This window comes from Palleronia rufa, assembly GCF_000743715.1.
Taxonomy (GTDB): Bacteria; Pseudomonadota; Alphaproteobacteria; order Rhodobacterales; family Rhodobacteraceae; genus Palleronia; species Palleronia rufa.
The window spans coordinates 1-18,243 of sequence record NZ_JQEY01000023.1 but is presented as its reverse complement, the minus strand read 5'-3'; the positions used below and the strand labels follow the sequence as shown (position 1 = coordinate 18,243).

Annotated in this window: 15 protein-coding genes and 2 pseudogenes; 13 read left to right on the top strand and 4 right to left on the bottom strand. The window is 64.9% G+C overall.

The window, feature by feature from the left end; all coding sequences use genetic code 11:
• Window positions 1-494: 494 nt before the first annotated feature.
• From KW83_RS17850 to KW83_RS17830, 5 genes and pseudogenes are all read left to right on the top strand, one after another.
• A complete protein-coding gene (locus KW83_RS17850; RefSeq protein ID WP_036181761.1) occupies window positions 495-1,427 on the top strand; it encodes an IS5 family transposase in 933 nt (310 codons plus the stop codon).
• 53 nt (window positions 1,428-1,480) lie between these two features.
• A pseudogene (locus KW83_RS17845) lies at window positions 1,481-2,203 on the top strand (IS3 family transposase); the annotation flags it as partial.
• Window positions 2,124-3,692, top strand: a complete 1,569-nt coding sequence (locus KW83_RS17840) for a sulfatase-like hydrolase/transferase (protein WP_081904697.1) — start codon at window positions 2,124-2,126, stop codon at window positions 3,690-3,692. The pseudogene KW83_RS17845 and the gene KW83_RS17840, both read left to right, overlap by 80 nt.
• 58 nt (window positions 3,693-3,750) lie before the next feature.
• Window positions 3,751-4,647: a LysR family transcriptional regulator gene (locus KW83_RS19415; RefSeq protein WP_051928640.1), complete on the top strand. Its 897-nt coding sequence runs from the start codon at window positions 3,751-3,753 to the stop codon at window positions 4,645-4,647.
• Window positions 4,647-5,528: a formylglycine-generating enzyme family protein gene (locus tag KW83_RS17830; protein WP_200879710.1), complete on the top strand. Its 882-nt coding sequence runs from the start codon at window positions 4,647-4,649 to the stop codon at window positions 5,526-5,528. The genes KW83_RS19415 and KW83_RS17830 overlap by 1 nt, the downstream gene beginning before the upstream one ends.
• Before the next feature lie 157 nt (window positions 5,529-5,685).
• Here the strand turns inward: KW83_RS17830 and KW83_RS17825 are convergent, their stop codons facing one another.
• Window positions 5,686-6,570: a LysR family transcriptional regulator gene (locus KW83_RS17825; RefSeq protein ID WP_036181756.1), complete on the bottom strand. Its 885-nt coding sequence runs from the start codon at window positions 6,568-6,570 to the stop codon at window positions 5,686-5,688.
• Between the two features lie 216 nt (window positions 6,571-6,786).
• On the opposite strand from KW83_RS17825, the gene KW83_RS17820 reads away from it, so the two are divergent.
• From KW83_RS17820 to KW83_RS17805, 3 genes are all read left to right on the top strand, one after another.
• Window positions 6,787-7,206, top strand: a complete 420-nt coding sequence (locus tag KW83_RS17820) for a VOC family protein (RefSeq protein WP_036181753.1) — start codon at window positions 6,787-6,789, stop codon at window positions 7,204-7,206.
• A 3-nt stretch (window positions 7,207-7,209) separates the two neighbouring features.
• On the top strand, window positions 7,210-8,808 hold the full coding sequence (locus KW83_RS17815) for an FAD-binding oxidoreductase (RefSeq protein WP_036181751.1): 1,599 nt from the start codon (window positions 7,210-7,212) through the stop codon (window positions 8,806-8,808).
• Window positions 8,809-9,166: 358 nt separating this feature from the next.
• Entirely contained in the window at window positions 9,167-10,147 is a 981-nt protein-coding gene (locus tag KW83_RS17805; RefSeq protein WP_036181747.1) for an MBL fold metallo-hydrolase, read from the top strand.
• Window positions 10,148-10,197: 50 nt separating this feature from the next.
• Here KW83_RS17805 and KW83_RS17800 read toward each other — a convergent pair whose 3' ends face one another.
• Window positions 10,198-11,133: a LysR family transcriptional regulator gene (locus KW83_RS17800; RefSeq protein WP_036181746.1), complete on the bottom strand. Its 936-nt coding sequence runs from the start codon at window positions 11,131-11,133 to the stop codon at window positions 10,198-10,200.
• 485 nt (window positions 11,134-11,618) lie between these two features.
• Between KW83_RS17800 and KW83_RS17795 the strand changes: the two are divergent.
• A pseudogene (locus tag KW83_RS17795) lies at window positions 11,619-12,250 on the top strand (tyrosine-type recombinase/integrase).
• Window positions 12,251-12,388: 138 nt separating this feature from the next.
• Here KW83_RS17795 and KW83_RS17790 read toward each other — a convergent pair.
• Window positions 12,389-13,536, bottom strand: a protein-coding gene (locus KW83_RS17790) for an IS3 family transposase (RefSeq protein WP_152563524.1) whose coding sequence is annotated in 2 segments (ribosomal slippage) — window positions 12,389-13,293 and window positions 13,293-13,536 — 1,149 coding nt in all. Because the reading frame shifts where the segments join, the coding sequence is not laid out codon by codon here.
• A gap of 369 nt (window positions 13,537-13,905) precedes the next feature.
• Entirely contained in the window at window positions 13,906-14,280 is a 375-nt protein-coding gene (locus tag KW83_RS17780; RefSeq protein ID WP_036181744.1) for a DoxX family protein, read from the bottom strand.
• A gap of 96 nt (window positions 14,281-14,376) precedes the next feature.
• Between KW83_RS17780 and KW83_RS17775 the strand changes: the two genes are divergently transcribed.
• The 4 genes from KW83_RS17775 (at window position 14,377) to KW83_RS20210 (ending at window position 17,932) form a co-directional block, all read left to right on the top strand.
• Window positions 14,377-14,517 (top strand): hypothetical protein, encoded by a 141-nt coding sequence (locus KW83_RS17775; RefSeq protein WP_036181740.1) that lies wholly within the window; start codon window positions 14,377-14,379, stop codon window positions 14,515-14,517.
• A gap of 107 nt (window positions 14,518-14,624) precedes the next feature.
• On the top strand, window positions 14,625-15,623 hold the full coding sequence (gene gap / locus KW83_RS17770) for a type I glyceraldehyde-3-phosphate dehydrogenase (protein WP_036181737.1): 999 nt from the start codon (window positions 14,625-14,627) through the stop codon (window positions 15,621-15,623).
• Between the two features lie 243 nt (window positions 15,624-15,866).
• Window positions 15,867-16,793 (top strand): DUF481 domain-containing protein, encoded by a 927-nt coding sequence (locus tag KW83_RS17765; protein WP_036181734.1) that lies wholly within the window; start codon window positions 15,867-15,869, stop codon window positions 16,791-16,793.
• A 174-nt stretch (window positions 16,794-16,967) separates the two neighbouring features.
• A protein-coding gene (locus KW83_RS20210; protein ID WP_161785530.1) for an IS630 family transposase occupies window positions 16,968-17,932 on the top strand; the annotation gives its coding sequence in 2 pieces (ribosomal slippage) (window positions 16,968-17,300 and window positions 17,303-17,932; 963 coding nt in all).
• Window positions 17,933-18,243: the final 311 nt, after the last annotated feature.

The following is an 18,243-nucleotide window of genomic DNA, read 5'->3' as shown; positions in this document are numbered from 1 at the left end:
CGGCCCGGAAGCCTGAGACGATCGCCGCCCCCCACCCGGCATTGTCGATCCCCCGACAATGCGCCCTGATCGGCATCAGCCGGTCGCCCGGGCAAGGGCGAGAGCCCGCTGAACCTGGCGCTGACGAAGCCGATCGACGCGCAGTTCGTAGAGACGCCGTTCCACGGCAGCCGCCGGATGGCGAGGCACCTGCGCAACCGGGGCCACTGCGGTCCGGCGGCCGATGGCCCGGATGGGTCTGCGGGCCGTCCACCGGCGGCCGCGCACGACTGTGCCTCACCCGGAGCACCGCAAGTATCCGTCTCTGCTCCGGGKGMKGCMSAGTCGACCGGCCAAACCAAGCCTGGTGCGCGGATATCGCCTGCATTCCGATGCGGCGGTCGCGATCGTGGACCGGGCGACACGCCGGGTGCCGGCATGGCGGCTGTCGGCTTTGTTGCGCAAAGATTGGGTGAGGGATTCATCTCGTGAATCCAGCGTGGTAGCTGTCCTGCATGAGCAGACAGATCCCGCCGAGCTACAAGACAAAGAACTGGCCGGCCTACAACGAAGCGCTGAAGCAGCGTGGTTCCCTGACGATCTGGTTCGATCCGGACATGGTCTGGGTGCCGCCGCCGACCGGCAAGCGAGGCCGGCAGCCGTTATATAGCGACGCCGCGATCCAGRCATGCCTGACGATGAAAGTCCTTTTCGGCATGGCGCTCCGACAGACGACCGGGTTCATTGAAAGCCTCCTGCGCCTGGTCGGCCTCGACTGGGCGGTGCCCGACTTCAGCACACTGAGCCGGCGCCAGAAGACCTTGTCCGTGACTATTCCCTACCGCGGCTCAGATGGGCCGCTGAACCTGTTGATCGACAGCACCGGCATCAAGGCAGAGGGTGAAGGCGAGTGGAACGCCCGCAAGCATGGCGGCGCGAAACGCCGTCTATGGCGCAAGATCCACATCGGCGTCGAYGAACRSACGCTGGAGATCCGAGCCATCGAGATCACCGGAAGCAACGTCGGGGACGCGCCCATGCTGCCCGAGTTGCTCAACCAGATCCCCGCCGGCGTGGAGATCGGATCGATCACCGCTGACGGAGCCTACGATACGCGCAAGTGCCATGACGCCGTCGCCGACCGCGGCGCCCATGCCGTCATACCGCCGCGCAAGAATGCCAAGCCGTGGAAGCCATCAACCCCAGCCGCCATTGCCCGGAACGAGGCTCTGCGCGCATCGAGATACCTCGGCCGCGCCATCTGGCGAAAATGGAGCGGATACCACCGCCGGAGCCGCGCCGAGACGAAGATGCATTGCGTGAAGCTACTGGGGCAGAGCATCATGGCGCGCGACTTCGATCGCCAGGTCGCCGAACTTCAGATCCGCGCCGCCGTGCTGAACGGCTACACCGCGCTCGGCATACCCATCACAGAGCCTGCGGGATAAGTGCGTCCGGGAAAAGGGGAAATCCGGGATTTACGGTCTTTGCGCAACAAAGCCTCACGCTTGCACACATCAAAGAACAGTCCCGCCTGAGCCTTGGTAGCTACGGCAGGCCGCGAATGACCGAAGAGTTGAAGGAGATCGGCCTGGACGTCGGTCATCGCCGTGTGGGCCGTTTGATGCGCCAGAACGGCATATCTGTCGTCAGAACCCGCAAACACAAGGTGACGACCGATAGCGATCACAAGTTCAATATCGCGCCGAACCTGCTGGATCGAGACTTCAACACTGATGCGCCCAACCAGAAGTGGGCCGGTGACATTAGCTATGTCTGGACCCGCGAAGGCTGGTTGTATCTGGCCGTAATCCTCGATCTGCATTCACGGCGTGTGATCGGCTGGGCCGTGAGCAACCGGATGAAACGCGACTTGGCGATCCGGGCGTTGAACATGGCCATAGCTTTTCGGGCGCCGCCCAAAGGCTGCATCCATCATACGGATCGCGGGTCGCAATATTGTTCACACGACTATCAGAAGCTTTTGCGCCAGCATGGCTTCAAGGTGTCGATGAGCGGCAAGGGCAATTGCTATGACAACGCCGCTGTCGAAACCTTCTTCAAGACGATCAAGGCCGAGCTGATCTGGCGCAGGTCATGGGAAACGCGGCGGCAAGCTGAAGTGGCGATCTTTGAATACATCAATGGCTTCTACAATCCGCGTCGCCGCCACTCAGCACTGGGCTGGAAAAGCCCCGTCGCATTCGAAAGAAAAGTGGCTTAAACGAGCACTTGGGGCGGCACGAAATCGCGACAGGTCCACCGACCAAAAGCGTCACGACAGCCTCGGCTGCTACGGCAACGCCAAGGCCGTGACCCCCAATCTCGACGCGCTCGCCGCCGAGGGGACAAGGTTCGACGCCTGCTACGTGCAGAGCCCGGTGTGCAGCCCTTCAAGGGCGTCGCTCTTCACCGGGACGTATCCACGCAACCATGGGCTCTGGGCCAACGGGGTGGCGTTGCCTCGGCACCATGACATGTTCACCCGAGCACTGGCCGACGCCGGGTACGATTGCGGGATGATCGGCAAGCAGCACCTTGCGACCTGCGAGCATGCCGTGACCGAACCGCGCAGCGAGAACGATGGCTACCGCGTTTTCGAATGGTCGCACAGCGCGCAGAACCGCTCGCGTCAGAACGCCTACCTGCAATGGCTGAGCCACGCGTTCCCCAAGCTGCACGACGAGATCTTCCCCGACGAGGGCCATCCCAGCAACGCCGGGGCGGGCAACAAGGCGAAGGGGCCGACGCCCATGAACACCGTGCCGGTGGAGGCGCACTTCTCGCACTGGGTGGCCGAGCGCAGCATCGACTTTATCGAAACCGAGCGTCGCGCCGATGAACCCTTCTTCCTGATGGCGAATTTCTTCGACCCGCATCGCCCCTTCGGCGCGCCGGAGGAATTCCGCGCGTTGATCGACGCCGATGGCATTCCGCCGCCGATCCGGGTTGAGGGCGAGCTCGCCGAGAAGCCTTCGCTCCAGTCAGCCTATTCCAAGGCGTCCTACGCCGGGGCGGCACCGGGCTTCGAGGATTACAGCAAGGCCGAGATCCGCGAATTGCGCGCCAACTACTTTGCGATGATCGCGCTGGTCGATCACGAGATCGGCCGCATCCTCGCGGCGCTGGAAGCGTCGGGTGAGATGGAGAACACGCTCATCGTCTTCACCTCCGATCACGGCGAGATGCTGGGCGACCACAGCCAGCTTCTGAAGGGGCCCATGCTCTACGACGCCTGCACGCGGGTTCCGTTGATCCTGCATTGGCCCGGCATCGTCTCCGAAGGGGCGCGGCGAGAAGAACTGGTCCAGTGGATCGATCTATCCGCGACCTACCTGGACGCGGCGGGCTGTCCGCCGCTGGCGTCGGGGCAAGGCGCCTCGCTTCTGCCCATGGCCAGAGGGGACGCGGGCGAGGACTGGCGCGACTTCGCGCTCTGCGAGTACCGAGACAGCGGCCACCCGGGTAAGCGACCCGTGCACAGCTCCATGTTCCGCCGCGGCGACTGGAAGCTGGTGGTCTGCCACGGGGACGCGGCCGGCGGGCGCAAGCGGGAGGGCGAACTCTATCACATCGCGGACGATCCGGGCGAGCTGTCCAACCTCTACGCGGACCCGGCCCATCGCGAAACCCGCCGCCGGCTGAAGGCCGAGTTGCTCGACGTGATCGCCGCCACCGAAGACCGCAGCGCGCCAGGCGTGGCCAATTGGTAGGTGACAGCGCGAAGCCCCCGTGCGACCGTGAAGCCTTGGTCCCTGTGTAGAGGCGCGGTTGGACACGAGGCATCTTCGTTTTTTCGTCGCGGTTGTGGAGGCGGGATCGATCACCCGCGCCGCAGAGGCGCTCAACATCTCGCAGCCCGCGTTGACGGTCGGCGTCCGCAACCTCGAGGCCGAGTTGGACGCGCAGCTCTTCGACCGCCTGCCGCGCGGCGTGCGGATGACGTCGACGGGAGAAGCGCTCTATCGGCATGCGCGGACGGTGTTCACCCAGATCGAAGACGCGCGCACCGAGATCGAGACGATCAAGCGGCTGGTGAAGCACGAGGTTCGCATCGGTGTGGGTCCGATCTGGCTGCGCCAATATTTGCCGGGCATCGTCGCCCGGATGACCCGCGCCCATCCCGGCTACGAAATCATCGTCCGCGGCGGCTACGAGCAATCGCTGTTCTCCATGTTGCGAACCGGCGAGATAGAATTCGCGCTGACCGAAATTGCGGACACGAGCACCGAAAACGCCTTCGTCACCCAGGTGCTGACCACCGACCGCTACAGCGTGCTCTGCCGCAAGGGCCATCCGCTCACAGGACACGGGCCCATCTCGCTGGCGGAGCTCGAAGCGTTTCACTGGGCCATGCCCGACCAAGCGGACTACGCCAAGCGCCGCCTCAACGGCTTGTTCCATGCACAGAATCTCCCGGCGCCGATGATCAGCCTCCGCTCGGACTCCTTGCGCTTCATCACGCACGTCCTGCTTGAAAGCGACATGCTCAGTTTCGTGGTGCTGACAGGATCGGATGACAATCTCGGTTCCAACCTCCAAGTTCTGGAGACGCAGGTCGAACTGCCGTCGCGGAGTGCCGGCATCGTGCGGCGTTCCGGGGGGCTGGCTTTCGGAGGGGACGCACCTCCTAGCGCTGGAATTGGAGCGGGAGTTCGGGATCTGTGATGCCGATGCGGGCTGACCTTCTCACGATACCCCCGGGCCGGTTTGCCATGGGATCCGATTCATATTACCCCGAGGAGCGTCCCGCGAGGACCGTCGAGGTGAGCGGCTTCAGGATTGCGAGGAACGCGGTGACGAACGCCGAATTCGCGCAGTTCGTGGCGGAAACCGGCCACATGACGACCGCCGAGGAGCCGCTCGACCCGCTGATCCATCCCGGGATGCCGCCCGAGTTCTACCGGCCCGGCTCGCTGGTGTTCCGGCCGAGCGAGGGGCGGGTGCCACTTCACGATCCCCGCCGTTGGTGGGCGTTGGTCGAGGGAGCGTGCTGGCGCCACCCCGAGGGTCCGGGTAGCAGCATTGCAGACCGTTCGGATCATCCCGTCGTGCATGTCTCGTGGCACGACGCCTGCGCCTATGCAACTTGGGCGCGGCTGCGCCTGCCCACTGAAATCGAATGGGAATGGGCGGCCGGCGGCGGACAGAGCGCGACCTATCCTTGGGGAGAGACGCTCGACCCCGGAGACGGCGTGCCTGCGAATATCTGGCTCGGCGCCTTCCCTTGGCAGAATGAACGGCATTCGGGCCCGCCCTTCTCCACCCCAGTGGGTCAGTTTCCGCCCAACGGCTTCAACCTGTACGACGCCATTGGGAATGTCTGGGAGTGGACGGCCTCGCCATTCGACCGTTCGGCGGCGACCGGCCCCTGCTGCTCGCCGTCACGGGGTGAGCCCGTAGACGGCATCAGGGTACTGGCAATCAAAGGTGGTTCGTTCCTGTGCGCCGAGTGCTACTGCCGCCGCTACCGACCCGCTGCGCGTCTGCCGCAGGAGGAAACCGCCAGTGCTTCGAACATCGGCTTCCGCTGCGCGGCGGATGCGTGATTGCGCGCCATGGAACGTTCGCAAGCGATGGGGTGGACGCCCCCCGGCGGCATTGATGTGCCAAGGTAGCGGGTGATGCAGACCGCGGAGGCGCTATAAATCGCCGAAACGTCCCGCGAGGTATACCTGGCTTAACCGTTCCGCCCGATCCGATAGGTCAGTTTCTCAACCGTTCCCTCAGGCCATCCGTCGCATGGTCGAGGAAGGCGCGCAGCTTGGCCGATGCCGCGCGGCCTTCGGCGTGGATCAGATGCACGGGCAGCGGCGCGGGCTCGTGATCGGCGAGCACGATCCGGAGATCTCCGGACACGACCGCGTCGGCGACCTGATAGGACAGAACGCGCGTTATCCCCTGCCCGAGCCGGGCCGCCTCGATCGCGGCTTCCATCGCGTTGACCGACAGTCGGGGCCGGACGCGTATGGCGGCGTTCCCGAACCGCCATTCCGCGGTCGGGGTCTCCTGACCCGCCGCGACGATCCGGTGCCCCGGCAGGTCGGCCGGATCCTCCGGCACGCCGTGCCGTTCGAGATAGGCGGGGGCCGCGCAGACGACGCGCCGCACGGCTCCGACCCGCCGCGCGACGAGGCCCGAGTCCGGCAGTGACCCGATCCGCAAGGCGGCGTCGAACCCCTCGTCGATCAGGTTCACGACCCGGTCCACGAAAACGAGGTCGGTTTCGATCTGCGGAAAGGCGTCGAGAAAGGACGCGAGGATGGGCACGAGGTGGAGCACGCCGAACCGCACCGGACCGGTGAGGCGCAGCCGTCCGGCCGGGACGGTCCCCGCGCCCGAAGCGGTCGCGTCCGCTTGCGCCAGATCCTCCAGGATGACGCGCGCCCGGTCGCAATAGGCGCGACCCGGCCCCGTGAGGTGCACGGCGCGCGTGGTCCGGGTCATCAGGACCACGCCCAGACGCCGTTCCAGCCCCTCGACGGCTCGTGTGGCCGAGGCGGGGCTACGCCCGACGGCGCGTGCGCCGGCCGAAAAGCCGCCATGTTCGGCCACCGCGAGGAAGAGACGCAGCTCGTCGATGCGATCCACGGGCGGACCTCTCCGTTCTCTGCAATGGTGAAGGACAGAAGCTCTATATTATCGACACCATGCGCGTGGTCCACATTATGGGCAAGCCGTCCGTCGCGACGCGGACCCTCCCCCAGGAGGCGACCATGACGTGCATCCGCTCGCCCCTGGGCCGCCTCCCCGACGACCACCCGGGGCTCGGCGATCTGGGCCACTGATCCAACAGGAGACCTCGACATGACCACACTCACCCGAGGCGTCCACCATGTGGGCCTGACCGTGCCGGACTGCCGCGCCACGGCCGACTTCTTCATCGGCGTGCTGGGCTTCGCGGAGGTCAGCGGCAAGCCGGACTACCCGTCGGTCTTCGTCAGCGACGGCCACGTGATGCTGACGCTCTGGCAGGCCGAGGAGCCCGCCGTCGCGCGCGCCTTCGACCGCAAGGGTGCCGTCGGGCTACACCATCTCGCGCTGTCGGTCGCGGATGCCGACGCCCTGGCGGCGGTCCACGAACGGCTGGCGGCGCGCGACGACGTCGCCGTCGAGTTCGCCCCCGAGGCCATGGGCGGCGCACCGCTGCGCCATCTGATGTGTGCCATCCCCGGCGGCGTGCGGGTCGAGTTCGTCGCCCCAGCAGATCCCGCAGCGGAAGGCTGAGCGGTGGCCGGGCCCGATACCGGACCGTTCCACGCGGGCGAGCTGGCGGTGCAGGCCCGCGCGGGCGTGGGCGACATGTCCCATGTCGCGGGCTTCGTGCGCGACCATCTACCCGACCAGCACCGCGCCTTTCACGAAGCGCTGCCCTTCCTCGTCCTCGCCGCGCGCGACGACGTGGGTCGGGTCTGGGCGACGATCTTGGAAGGGCCGGACGGGTTCGTGTCCGTCCCCGATCCGACGCGGATGGAGATCGCCGCATGTCCCGGCCCGGACGATCCGCTGGCAGGCATGCTGAGGGACGGCGCGACGGTGGGCCTTCTGGGGGTCGATCTGGCCACGCGGCGGCGCAACCGGATCAACGGACGCGTCGTGAATGACGTTACCGGCCTGACCGTCGCCGTCGATCAGACCTTCGGCAATTGTCCCCAGTACATCTGGCCGCGCCCCGTCGAACGTGCCTCGGCCTCGCCCGCACCGGCGACCCATGGCGGGGCGCTCGACGCCGCGCAGGCCGCCCGCCTCCGTGCGGCCGACACGTTCTTCATCGCCACGGGGACGCGCGGCGACGGTGCCGACGCGGGCATGGACGCCTCGCATCGCGGCGGGCCGCCGGGCTTCGTCACCGTCTCGCGGGACGGGGCCAGCCTGCGCGTGCCCGACTATGCCGGCAACGATTTCTTCAACACGCTGGGCAACCTCGAATGCGACCCGCACGCGGGACTTCTGTTCGTGGATTTCGAGACCGGCGGCCTTCTCCACGTCACCGGGCGCGCCACCGTCGACTGGACACCCGACCCCGCCACCGGTGCGCGCCGTCACGTCGACGTGAGCGTGGAGGCGGTGATCGACCGGCTCGGCGCGCTGTCGCTGCGATGGCGCGCGGCGGATGCGGCCGTGCGCCGCCTGCGTTTGGTCGAGAAGACGCGGGAAAGCGACGATGTCACTTCCTTCACCTTCGCCGCCCCAGACGGCGCGGCCCTGCCCGACGCCGCGCCGGGTCAGCATCTTCCGATCCTGCACATGCCTGGCGCGCCGCCCCTGGAGCGATCCTACTCGCTGAGCGGGCCGCAGGGCACGGGGCTTTGGCGCATCTCGGTCAAGCGCGACCCGACGGGCACCGTATCGCGCCTGCTGCACGACTCGGTGGAGGTTGGTGCGGTCGTCGAGGCGACCGCGCCGGCGGGATCGTTCGGCCCGGGCCGGGACGACGTGCCGCTCGTCCTCGTCAGTGCGGGTATCGGCATCACGCCCATGCTGGCGCATCTCCATTGCGCCGCCGCCACCCCCGATCGTCCCGTCTGGTTCGTCCACGGCGCGCGGGACCGGGCGCATCATCCCTTCGCCGCGGAAGTGGAGGCAGTGGTGGCACGGCACGGCCACCTGCAGGCGCGGACGGCCTACAGCGCGGCCTGTCCGGACGCCGCCGGGCGACGGGGCAATGACTGGACCGGACGCCTCGACGCCCAGCGGGTGCTGGACGCCGTGGGCACGACACAAGCCGAGTTCCTTCTCTGCGGGCCGCCCGCCTTCGTCGCCGCGATGCGCGAAGGTCTGATGGCGGCGGGCGTAGCGGCAAGGGCGGTGCATGAGGAAATGTTCTAAAGGCGAGCCTTCGCGCCGCTCCGGTATGGTGCAGGGTTGGCCCCTTCTCCTGGGCGGTCATCGTGGAATGCCGACAGGTCCGATCCCTCCACGACGGATTTCCGCCACCACAAGAGCAGACCTTAGCTCACTGTGCAGTTTTGCAGGACCAACTCAGAGGCCCCAGCGAATAGCTCGACGGCCTGCACCGCGCCGACGGCCACGTCGAACGCGCCGTGCCATGCCGTCCATGCGAGGTAGAGTCCAACATACCCATAAACAAGACAGATAGGTTCGATCCAGCGACGGAATTTCAGTTTCGGATTTGAGCGGCCCATTCTCTGCAAGACGAAGAACACGTCTTTAGGAGATGACTTCCATGAGTATCCACGCTCTTTCGCGCGCGGCCGTCCTCGGCCTCGCCATGGCGCTCTCGTCTACGGCCTCGGCCCAGACCCTGTCGGATCGCAGCCCGACGGTGCGGGCGATGATGACCGACAGCTATTCGTTCCAGCTTGGGGACCTGCGGATCACGGCGCTGTCGGATGGCACCGTTCCGCAGGACCTGCACGAGCTTCTCATGGACACGACGCAATCCGAAGTGGATTTGCTGCTCCAGCAATCGTTTCTTCAAAACCCCGTCGAGGCGTCGATCAACGTCTATCTGATCGAGGATGGCGCACGGCGGATCCTCGTCGATACCGGTGCGGGCCAGCTCTTCGGTCCGGGCTTTGGCGGCAGGCTGCTGGACGGTCTCGAGGCAATCGGCATCGAACCGGCCGACATAACCGACATACTGATCACCCATGTCCATACCGACCATACCGGCGGACTGGTCGCCGACGGACAGCCGGTCTTTCCAAATGCGACCGTGCATGTCGGTGCGCCCGATACGGATTTTTTCCTCGATCCGTCGAACGCAGAAAAAACCGGCTACGCGATACAATATTTCGACGAGGCCGCGAAGACGATCGGCGTCGCCGACAAGGCGGGACAGGTCGCGCCCTTCTCGGGAACCGAAACCGTTCTGCCCGGCATCGTCGCGACGATCCACCCGGGCCACACACCGGGAAGCGCGTTCTACAAGGTGACAAGCAAAGGTGAGTCGATCGTCTTCGTGGGCGACATCGTGCATGTCGCGGCGGTCCAGTTTCCGGAACCCAGAATCACGATCGCCTATGACGTCTCTCCGGAACAGGCCCGATCGGTCCGGATGGAGGCGTTCGACGACATTGCAGGCAGCCGGCAACTGATCGCGGCCCCGCATCTGCCCTTCCCGGGCGTGGGACACATCCGCGCCGAAGAGGATGAGGCGTTCGGCTGGTATCCGATGGAATATCGCAATCGCATCGACAATTGAGTGGCCATCCGAGACGAGCGAGACGGCGACCGCCATGCCCGACCGCCGTTTCACGTTTCCAGACGGCCCTGACGACGCGCCGTCTCGAAAACCTGCTGGCGCAGCCAGACATGGGCGGGGTCGTCTTTCATCCGCTTGTGCCAAAACGCCTTTATCTGGAACTGCGACAGCGACAGTGGCGGCTCGAAGAGGTCCAGCGCGTCGGTGAAGCGTTGCAGGAACCGGCGCGGCAGCGTGCACAGGCAGTCGCTTTGCGCCAGCACGATCGGCGCAAGCGCGTAGCTCTGGATCGAGACGGTGACGCGCCGCGTGCGTCCCGAGGCCGCGAGCGCATCGTCGATCAGTCCCGAGAAACTCCCCCCGCTGGTCGAGATCAGAAGATGATCCAATGCGCAGAACACATCCAGACTCACGGGGTCCGTTCCCCGTGGATGGCCTTTGCGCTGTGCGGTGAAGAAGGCCTCCTCGAACAGGGTCCGGCCGACCAGCCCACCCGCTATATCCTCGGCCGCGCCGATGAAGAGATCGACATCACCCTGTTCCAGATGATGCGAAATCCGCAGCTTGTCGGGAAAAACGAAGGCCAGCCGGACATTCGGCGCACGCGCCTTGACGAATGGGATGAGATCGGGGGCCAGGATTGCGGCGGGATTGTCGGTCGCCGCGATGCGGAAAACGCGCGGGCTGGTTGCAGGGTCGAACGCGCGGGCGACATTCGCAAACTCGTGCAGCCGTTCGAGAAGCCGGGCCAGCTCCGGCTGCAACGCGACGGCATGGGGCGTCGGCACCATCCCGCGCCCGGTCGTGGCGGGGGTGAACAGCTCGTCTTCGAACATCGCGCGCAATCGTGTCAGACGCGCGGACAAAGCGGGTTGGGTGATGCCGAGCCGGGTGGCGGCGTGGGTCACGTTCCGGTCCCGAAATAATGCGTCGAGCGCCAGCAAAAGGCCGGCGTCGATGTCGATGAGACGCTCCAGCATCGGCATACCTATCTGTCCGGCTGGGCCTCGCGCGCAGCACTGCGCGCATTTGAAAGCACATCTGCACGTGATTTCCCGCCACGTCTTTCTGTTGTGTTTTCTACGCGACCAGGGCGGTGAAGAACAGGCCATGGCGGACCTCGACAGCCCAGACGGTTTCACTCAAACGGATCGTTGGGCTGCGCCCCAGCGATATGGCCCGCTGAAACGCCTACGTCGTCCTACAAGGGTCCCCACCGGCTATCGGAACACCGCCAAAGAATGATCTAGAGCCATACGGAACATCACGCCGCGATCGCAGCGTGATCCTCTGGAGCCGCCGTTCATCTACATCGCAGCATCCGTCAAAACGGGCTCTAAGCCGCCCGCCGCGTCGCGGCGACTGTGCCCTGTGTCTGGGATCAGTGACCGGTCGTTCGCGATTGCGGGTAAACTCGAAGGGTCGCGTGATGTCGACGCCTGGGCGGGGAGGGATGGACGGAGGAAACCTCATGTCCAAAATCCAACTCCCCGCCGTCAAGTCGCAGCGACGGCCCTGGAACCGCGGCAGGCTCGTCGGTCAGAAACGACCCCTGCTGCCGAAACAGGTCTGGGCGATCCGCGCGCGCCTCGAACTCTCGGGCAACCTGCGCGACCTGGCGCTGTTCAATCTGGCCATCGACAGCAAGCTGCGCGGCTGCGACCTCGTGCGGCTCATGGTCGCCGATCTCGTCGTCGGTGACCGGGTGCGCGAGCGGGTCTCCGTCATCCACAGCAAGACCAACCAGCCAGTGCAGTTCGAGGTCACGGAAAACACCCGCACCTCGATCTTGGCCTGTGTGTCGCGGCCCGAGATGATCGGCTGCGCCTTCCTGTTCCCGAGCCGCTTCCACGACAGACCGCATGTCTCGACCCGCCAGTATGCGCGCCTCGTCCATGATTGGGTGTCGGCGATCGGTCTTGAACCCAGCGGTACGGCACGCACTCGCTGAGGCGGACCAAGGCGGCGCAGATCTACCGCAAGACCGGCAATCTGCGCGCGGTCCAGATCTTGCTGGGCCACACAAAGGTGGACAGCACGGTTCGATATCTGGGCGTCGAACTCGAAGACGCCCTGAGCATCGCTGAATCGGTCGACATCTGACGGCCGGGGCGGACGGCGCATGCCGTTCGCCCCTCAGGACCGGACGCGGGCGGGGCGTGGACCAGCGACGGGACTGAGCCCCACTTCTTTGGTTGCTGCGGTCGACGTGAATGCCCGAAGTGAGGTGCCCCTAGTTTCCTAGACACCTGCCTCTTTCAGTTTCTGCTGTCTGATTTCGAAGTCAACGGGCGACAGCATGCCGTTGTTCGTGTGCTTGCGCTTCGGGTTGTAGAAGAGCTCGATGTATTCGAACACGTCCTGCCTTGCCGCTTCTCTGGTCGGATAGGTGCGACGTCTGACCCGCTCCCGTTTCAGCAACTGAAAGAAGCTTTCGGCGACCGCGTTGTCATGGCAATTGCCGCGCCGGCTCATGCTGGGTTCGAGGCCGTGCTGGCGCAGGAAGGTCTGCCATTCGCGGCTGGTGTACTGGGAGCCCTGGTCTGAATGTACCATGACCCGGTCAGTCGGCTTTCGTCGCCAGATGGCCATCAGAAGAGCTTGGAGCGCCAGATCCGTCGTCATGCGGGATTGTGCGGACCAACCGACGACGCGACGGGAGAACAGGTCGATGACGACACAGAGATACAACCAGCCTTCATGGGTCCGCAGATAGGTGATGTCGGTCACCCAGACCTGATCGGGCCGGGACGCCTCGAAGCACTGCTCCAGCCTGTTCTCGGCCACCACCGCAGGCTTGCCACCATATCGGCCGGGGCGGCGCCGATAGCCGACCTGCGCAGCGATCCCGGCCAGCGACGCCAGCCGGGCAACACGGTTCTCCGAGACCCGCTCGCCCTGGTCGCGCAGATCGTCCGTCAGCTTGCGATAGCCATAGACCTTGCCGCTGCCGGCCCAAGCCTGTCGGATCAGTTTCGTCTGACGTGCATCCTCCTGTGCGCGGTAGCTTAACGGTTCCTTAAGCCATGCATAGAACCCGCTGAAATGCACCCGCAGCACTCGGCACATGGCCCGAACGCCGAACTCTTCGCGATGCGCCCGGATGAACGCGTACTTCATTGGGACGCGCGCGCGAAGTACGCCGTTGCCTTCTTTAGAATGTCGCGCTCCTCGGTCACGCGAGCCAGCTCTCGCTTCAGACGCCGGTTCTCGGCTTCATGATCCACGCCGGGCTTTGAAACCGGTTCCGCGAACAACTTCAGCCACTTGTAAAGAGAATGCGTGCTGACGCCCAAACGCTGCGATACCTCCCGCACCGGATAACCGCGCACCGTGATCTGATGCACCGCATCCTGTTTGAACTCGTCGCTGTAATTGCTTGTCCCCATCTCGGCCTCCTCGCCTCAAAGTTAGGGGGCAAAGCGTCTACAAATCTAGGGGCACCTCAAAGCGACAGCCCTTAAGGGTGCTGTCGTGTCGGTCGCGTGTTCCCAGATCATGCCGCGGCGACTGTCGCCGATTGTCGCGCCCTGTCGCATTCTGTAAGTTGACCACAAGCAATTTGAGCCGGGCCAAATGGCACCCGCGAACGCCCCCAAATGGCCTGCAATGTGAGTTGCGCGATACCAACAGAATGAACCTGTGTTGGTATCGCAACAGATAGACGAACCCGGTAAAAAAAGCAGATTTTGTTGGTATTTCTGTTGGTATTTGGCACTTTTCCTTTTGGTTTCAATCGTCTTCAAGTCCTGCCGGGCCTACCACGATCGCGCGCGGGGCCAGCGCCAGCTGCCGCCGCCCCCCGCCGCCAGCACCAGCAGGCCGCCCGCGATCGCCCAGTTCTTGACGAAGATCGACATCTGCCACCCGTCGGACGGGATGAAATGAAACACCGACGTGACCATGCAATAGACCGCCAGCCCCAGCGCCGCGGGCCTCAGCCAGACACCGGTGATCAGGCACAGCGCGCCGGCCAGGTTCGCCGCCGCCGCGGGCCAGACCAGGAAGCCCGGCAGGCCGACCCCCGCCAGCAGCGCGACGGCCTGACCCGGAGAGACGAGCTTTTGCGCCGTTCCGGCCAGAAACAGCGCCGCCAGCAGGACCCGGCCCGTGAATCCGGCAAGATCGCTCATCCTGGCCCCCTGCCCCGGTCGCGTCCGCCCGATACTGGCGCATTCGCCCCGCTCTGGCCATGCTGTCGCCATGATCGTCGGCGATGGGGATTGGAAATGACGTCACGGATCGCCTTTTTCCTTGCCCTCGCGGTGATCCTCGCGGTTGCCGGCGACCTTGCCTATGGCTGGGGCGGCACGCTTTTCGTGATGCGCAAGCTCGACGGATTGGTGAACTGGACCGCGTTCTGGCGCTGATGGCACGGCCTTCGGCGCGCTCCAGCTTGACCCCCGGCGGCATTTGGCCTTGAACCGCTGTGGAACGGACCGGCCATGACGGCCGGCGGCAGTCAGGAGGATGACACATGGCAGTCAAGGTCGCCATCAACGGCTTCGGACGGATCGGTCGCAACGTGCTGCGCGCCATCGTCGAACACGGGCGTGACGACATCGAGGTCGTCGCGATCAACGATCTCGGCCCGGTCGAGACGAATGCGCATCTCCTGCGCTACGACAGCGTTCACGGCCGCTTTCCGGGCGAGGTCACGACCGGCGACGAGTGGATCGATGTGGGCCGCGGCCAGATCAAGGTGACCGCGATCCGCGATCCCAAGGATCTGCCGTGGGACGGCGTGGACATCGCGCTGGAATGCACCGGCATCTTCACCAGCCGCGAAAAGGCAGCGACGCACCTGGAGAACGGGTCGACCCGCGTCCTCGTGTCGGCGCCCTGTTCGGACGCGCACAAGACCATCGTCTACGGCGTCAATCACGACAGCCTGACGGCGGAGGACAAAGTGGTGTCGAACGCCTCTTGCACCACCAACTGCCTCAGCCCGGTGGCCAAGGTGCTGAACGACGTCATCGGGATCAAGCGCGGCTTCATGACCACGATCCACAGCTACACGGGCGATCAGCCCACGCTCGACACAATGCACAAGGATCTCTACCGCGGCCGGGCGGCGGCGCTGAACATGATCCCGACATCCACCGGCGCGGCCAAGGCCGTGGGTCTGGTGCTTCCGGAACTTGCCGGCAAGCTCGACGGCGTGGCGATCCGGGTGCCGACGCCGAACGTGTCGGTGGTGGACCTGACGTTCGAGACGGAGCGCGACACCAGCGTCGAAGAGATCAACGACGCGATCAGGTCGGCCGCCGATGGCGATCTGGCCGGGATCCTGGGCTACACGGAGGAAAAGCTCGTCTCCATGGACTTCAACCACGATCCGCGGTCGTCGATCTTCCACGCCGACCAGACCAAGGTGATGGAAGGTACGATGTGCCGCATCCTGAGCTGGTACGATAACGAGTGGGGCTTTTCGAACCGGATGGTCGATACGGCTGTCGCCATGGGCAGGCTCTGACGGCTCTCCAGCAGGTTCGCCCCGCCGCCCCCGACGGCGGCGGGGCCGCTCAACCCTAGAAGATGTAGAATGGCCGCACGAGTAGCGGCACACGTGTTGCACCGTTGCACCGCAGGGTCGGCGAAAACGTCGATTGGTTAATATTCCGTTTAGGATTTCGTGCCGGAGGCGTACCGGATTGCTGTGCATTGCGGTGAACTGCCCCGCGTTCACGGTGACATACTTCTTTCCTGGAGAAACACGATGAAAGCTGCCGAACTCGTACTTGCCACCGCCGCCGCGGCCCTTTTCGCGGGAACCGCCGTCGCCCAGACGAACACTTTTGCCGGCACCGCCACCGGCCGGGGCCAGACCGCGGCCCAAGAGCGTAACGAGGATCTGGCCGAGGCCATCGAGGACGACCGCGACCGCGAACTTAACCGTTTCGGCAACGAAGGCCGCCGGCTGGGCTTCGACGGATCGGTCGCGATGCGCGGCACCGCTTCGCGTGGAAACGATGAGACCGCGGTCCTGGGGATCGGCGCCAACCTGGGCTTCTACGACGGCACGAACGGCTATGAGCTGACGCTGTCCTATGCATTCTCGGAGTCGCAGAACGACGCCGGCCGCACCGAGACCAACGAAGACAACCTGCTCTACAACCTTCAGTACACCCGTGATTTCACGCCGGCGCTCTACGGCTTCGTGAAGCTTCAGGGTTCGTACAACGGCGATGACGACGACAATGCCGACGTTGCAGAAGCCTTCCGCCAGAACGACGTATTCCTGGGGTTCGGCGCTGGCTACCGGATCATCAACGAACGGGATCGCCAGTGGTCGGTCCAGGCTGGCCCGGGCTACCGTTTCTCGAACTTCGGCAACATCGACGACGCGATCCTGAGCGGCGACATCGTTGCCGGCGAAGGCGACGACATCTCCGAAGCGGCCTTTGCGGTCTCCTCGAACTACTCGCAGTCGCTGAACGAGCAGGTGTTCTTCTCGATCGACACGTCGATCATCACCTCGAGCGAAGACACCGTGCTTTACAACGACGCCGGCGTGAACATCGCCCTGAACGACCGGCTTGCCATGCGCACCAGCCTGCAGACCGAGTATCACACCGACCCGATCGGCAGCCGCGACTCGACCGACCATACGCTGGGTGTGTCGCTGGTGTTCAACCTGAACTGATCCGGCGCCCCTCGGGGCCCGTGGCAGGGGGCGGTGCTTCGGCGCCGCCCCTTTTCCGTTGCGGCGATTTCGACCGCGGCTAGAGCGGGATGAAATCAGCCTGAATCGATAGAGGATTCACAGGCCTGCATTTTGGTGATTCACTGTTGCCGACCACAAGATGGAGGGCGAGTAGTGGGTAGAGCACTTTCAATGGACCTTCGAGAGAGGGCAATGGCGCGGCTGTTGGGGGGCGAGAGCGTGCGTCAGGTCGCAGCGGCCCTGGATGTGGCTCCGTCCAGTGTTGTGAAGTGGTCGCAGCGTTTGCGTGCGACCGGGAGTTGCGCTCCGGCAGGGACAGGCGGCCACCCGCCACGCAAGATTGCAGGCGGGCATGAGGCGTGGCTTCTGGAGCGGATAACGGAGCCGTTCACACTGCGCGGACTGGTGGTGGAACTGGCCGAGCGCGGGCTCAAGGTCGACTACCGCACCGTCTGGGCCTTCGTGCGCCGCACGGGCTACTCGTTCAAAAAAAGACCCAACTCGCCGAGGAGCAGAACCGCCCCGACGTGAGCCGCCGCCGTGTGCGCTGGAAGCGGCACCAGGGCCGGATCGACCCCCGTCGTCTCGTGTTCATTGATGAAACCTGGGCCAAGACCAACATGGCCCCGCTGCGCGGCTGGGCTCCCAGAGGTGAACGCCTGATCGGGCGGGCCCCGCATGGTCACTGGCGCACCATGACCTTTATCGCAGCGCTGCGTCATGATCGGATCGACGCGCCCTTTGTTTTGGACGGTCCCGTCAACGGCGAAGCGTTCCGGGCTTATGTCGCGCACGTGCTCGTCCCAACCCTGCGCCCGGGCGATGTGGTGGTTATGGACAATCTGGGCAGCCACAAAGGGCAAGCCGTGCGGCAGGCGATCCGTAACGCGAAAGCGCATCTACTTTTTCTGCCGCCCTACAGCCCCGACCTGAACCCGATTGAACAGGTCTTCTCGAAGCTCAAACACATGCTCCGCAACGCAGCCGAGCGCACAATGGAGGCAACGTGGCGCAGGATCGGGACACTGCTCGACCGCTTCAGCCCACAGGAGTGCGCGAACTACCTCGCCAATACTGGATACGCTTCAAGCTWATCTCATCATGCTCTAGWKYSSTARRCACCTGMMTCKTWSAGKTTCWSMKGYCTGATTTYGRAKTCAMYGGSCGACMRCAWGMYGKWGKKCGTGTGSTWGCRCTTCGGRYYKTMGAAGAGSKCRATGKMKTCGRACASKTSSKGSCKWGMCGCTKCTCWGGTCGSAKMGGYSCKRSRTSTGRCCCGCTCCMGTTTCAGCAACTGAAAGAAGCTTTCGGCGACCGCGTTGTCATGGCAATTGCCGCGCCGGCTCATGCTGGGTTCGAGGCCGTGCTGGCGCRGGMWKSTSKGCSATWCGSRGCYGKTSWCACTGSGMGGACTGGTGGTGKAMCATGA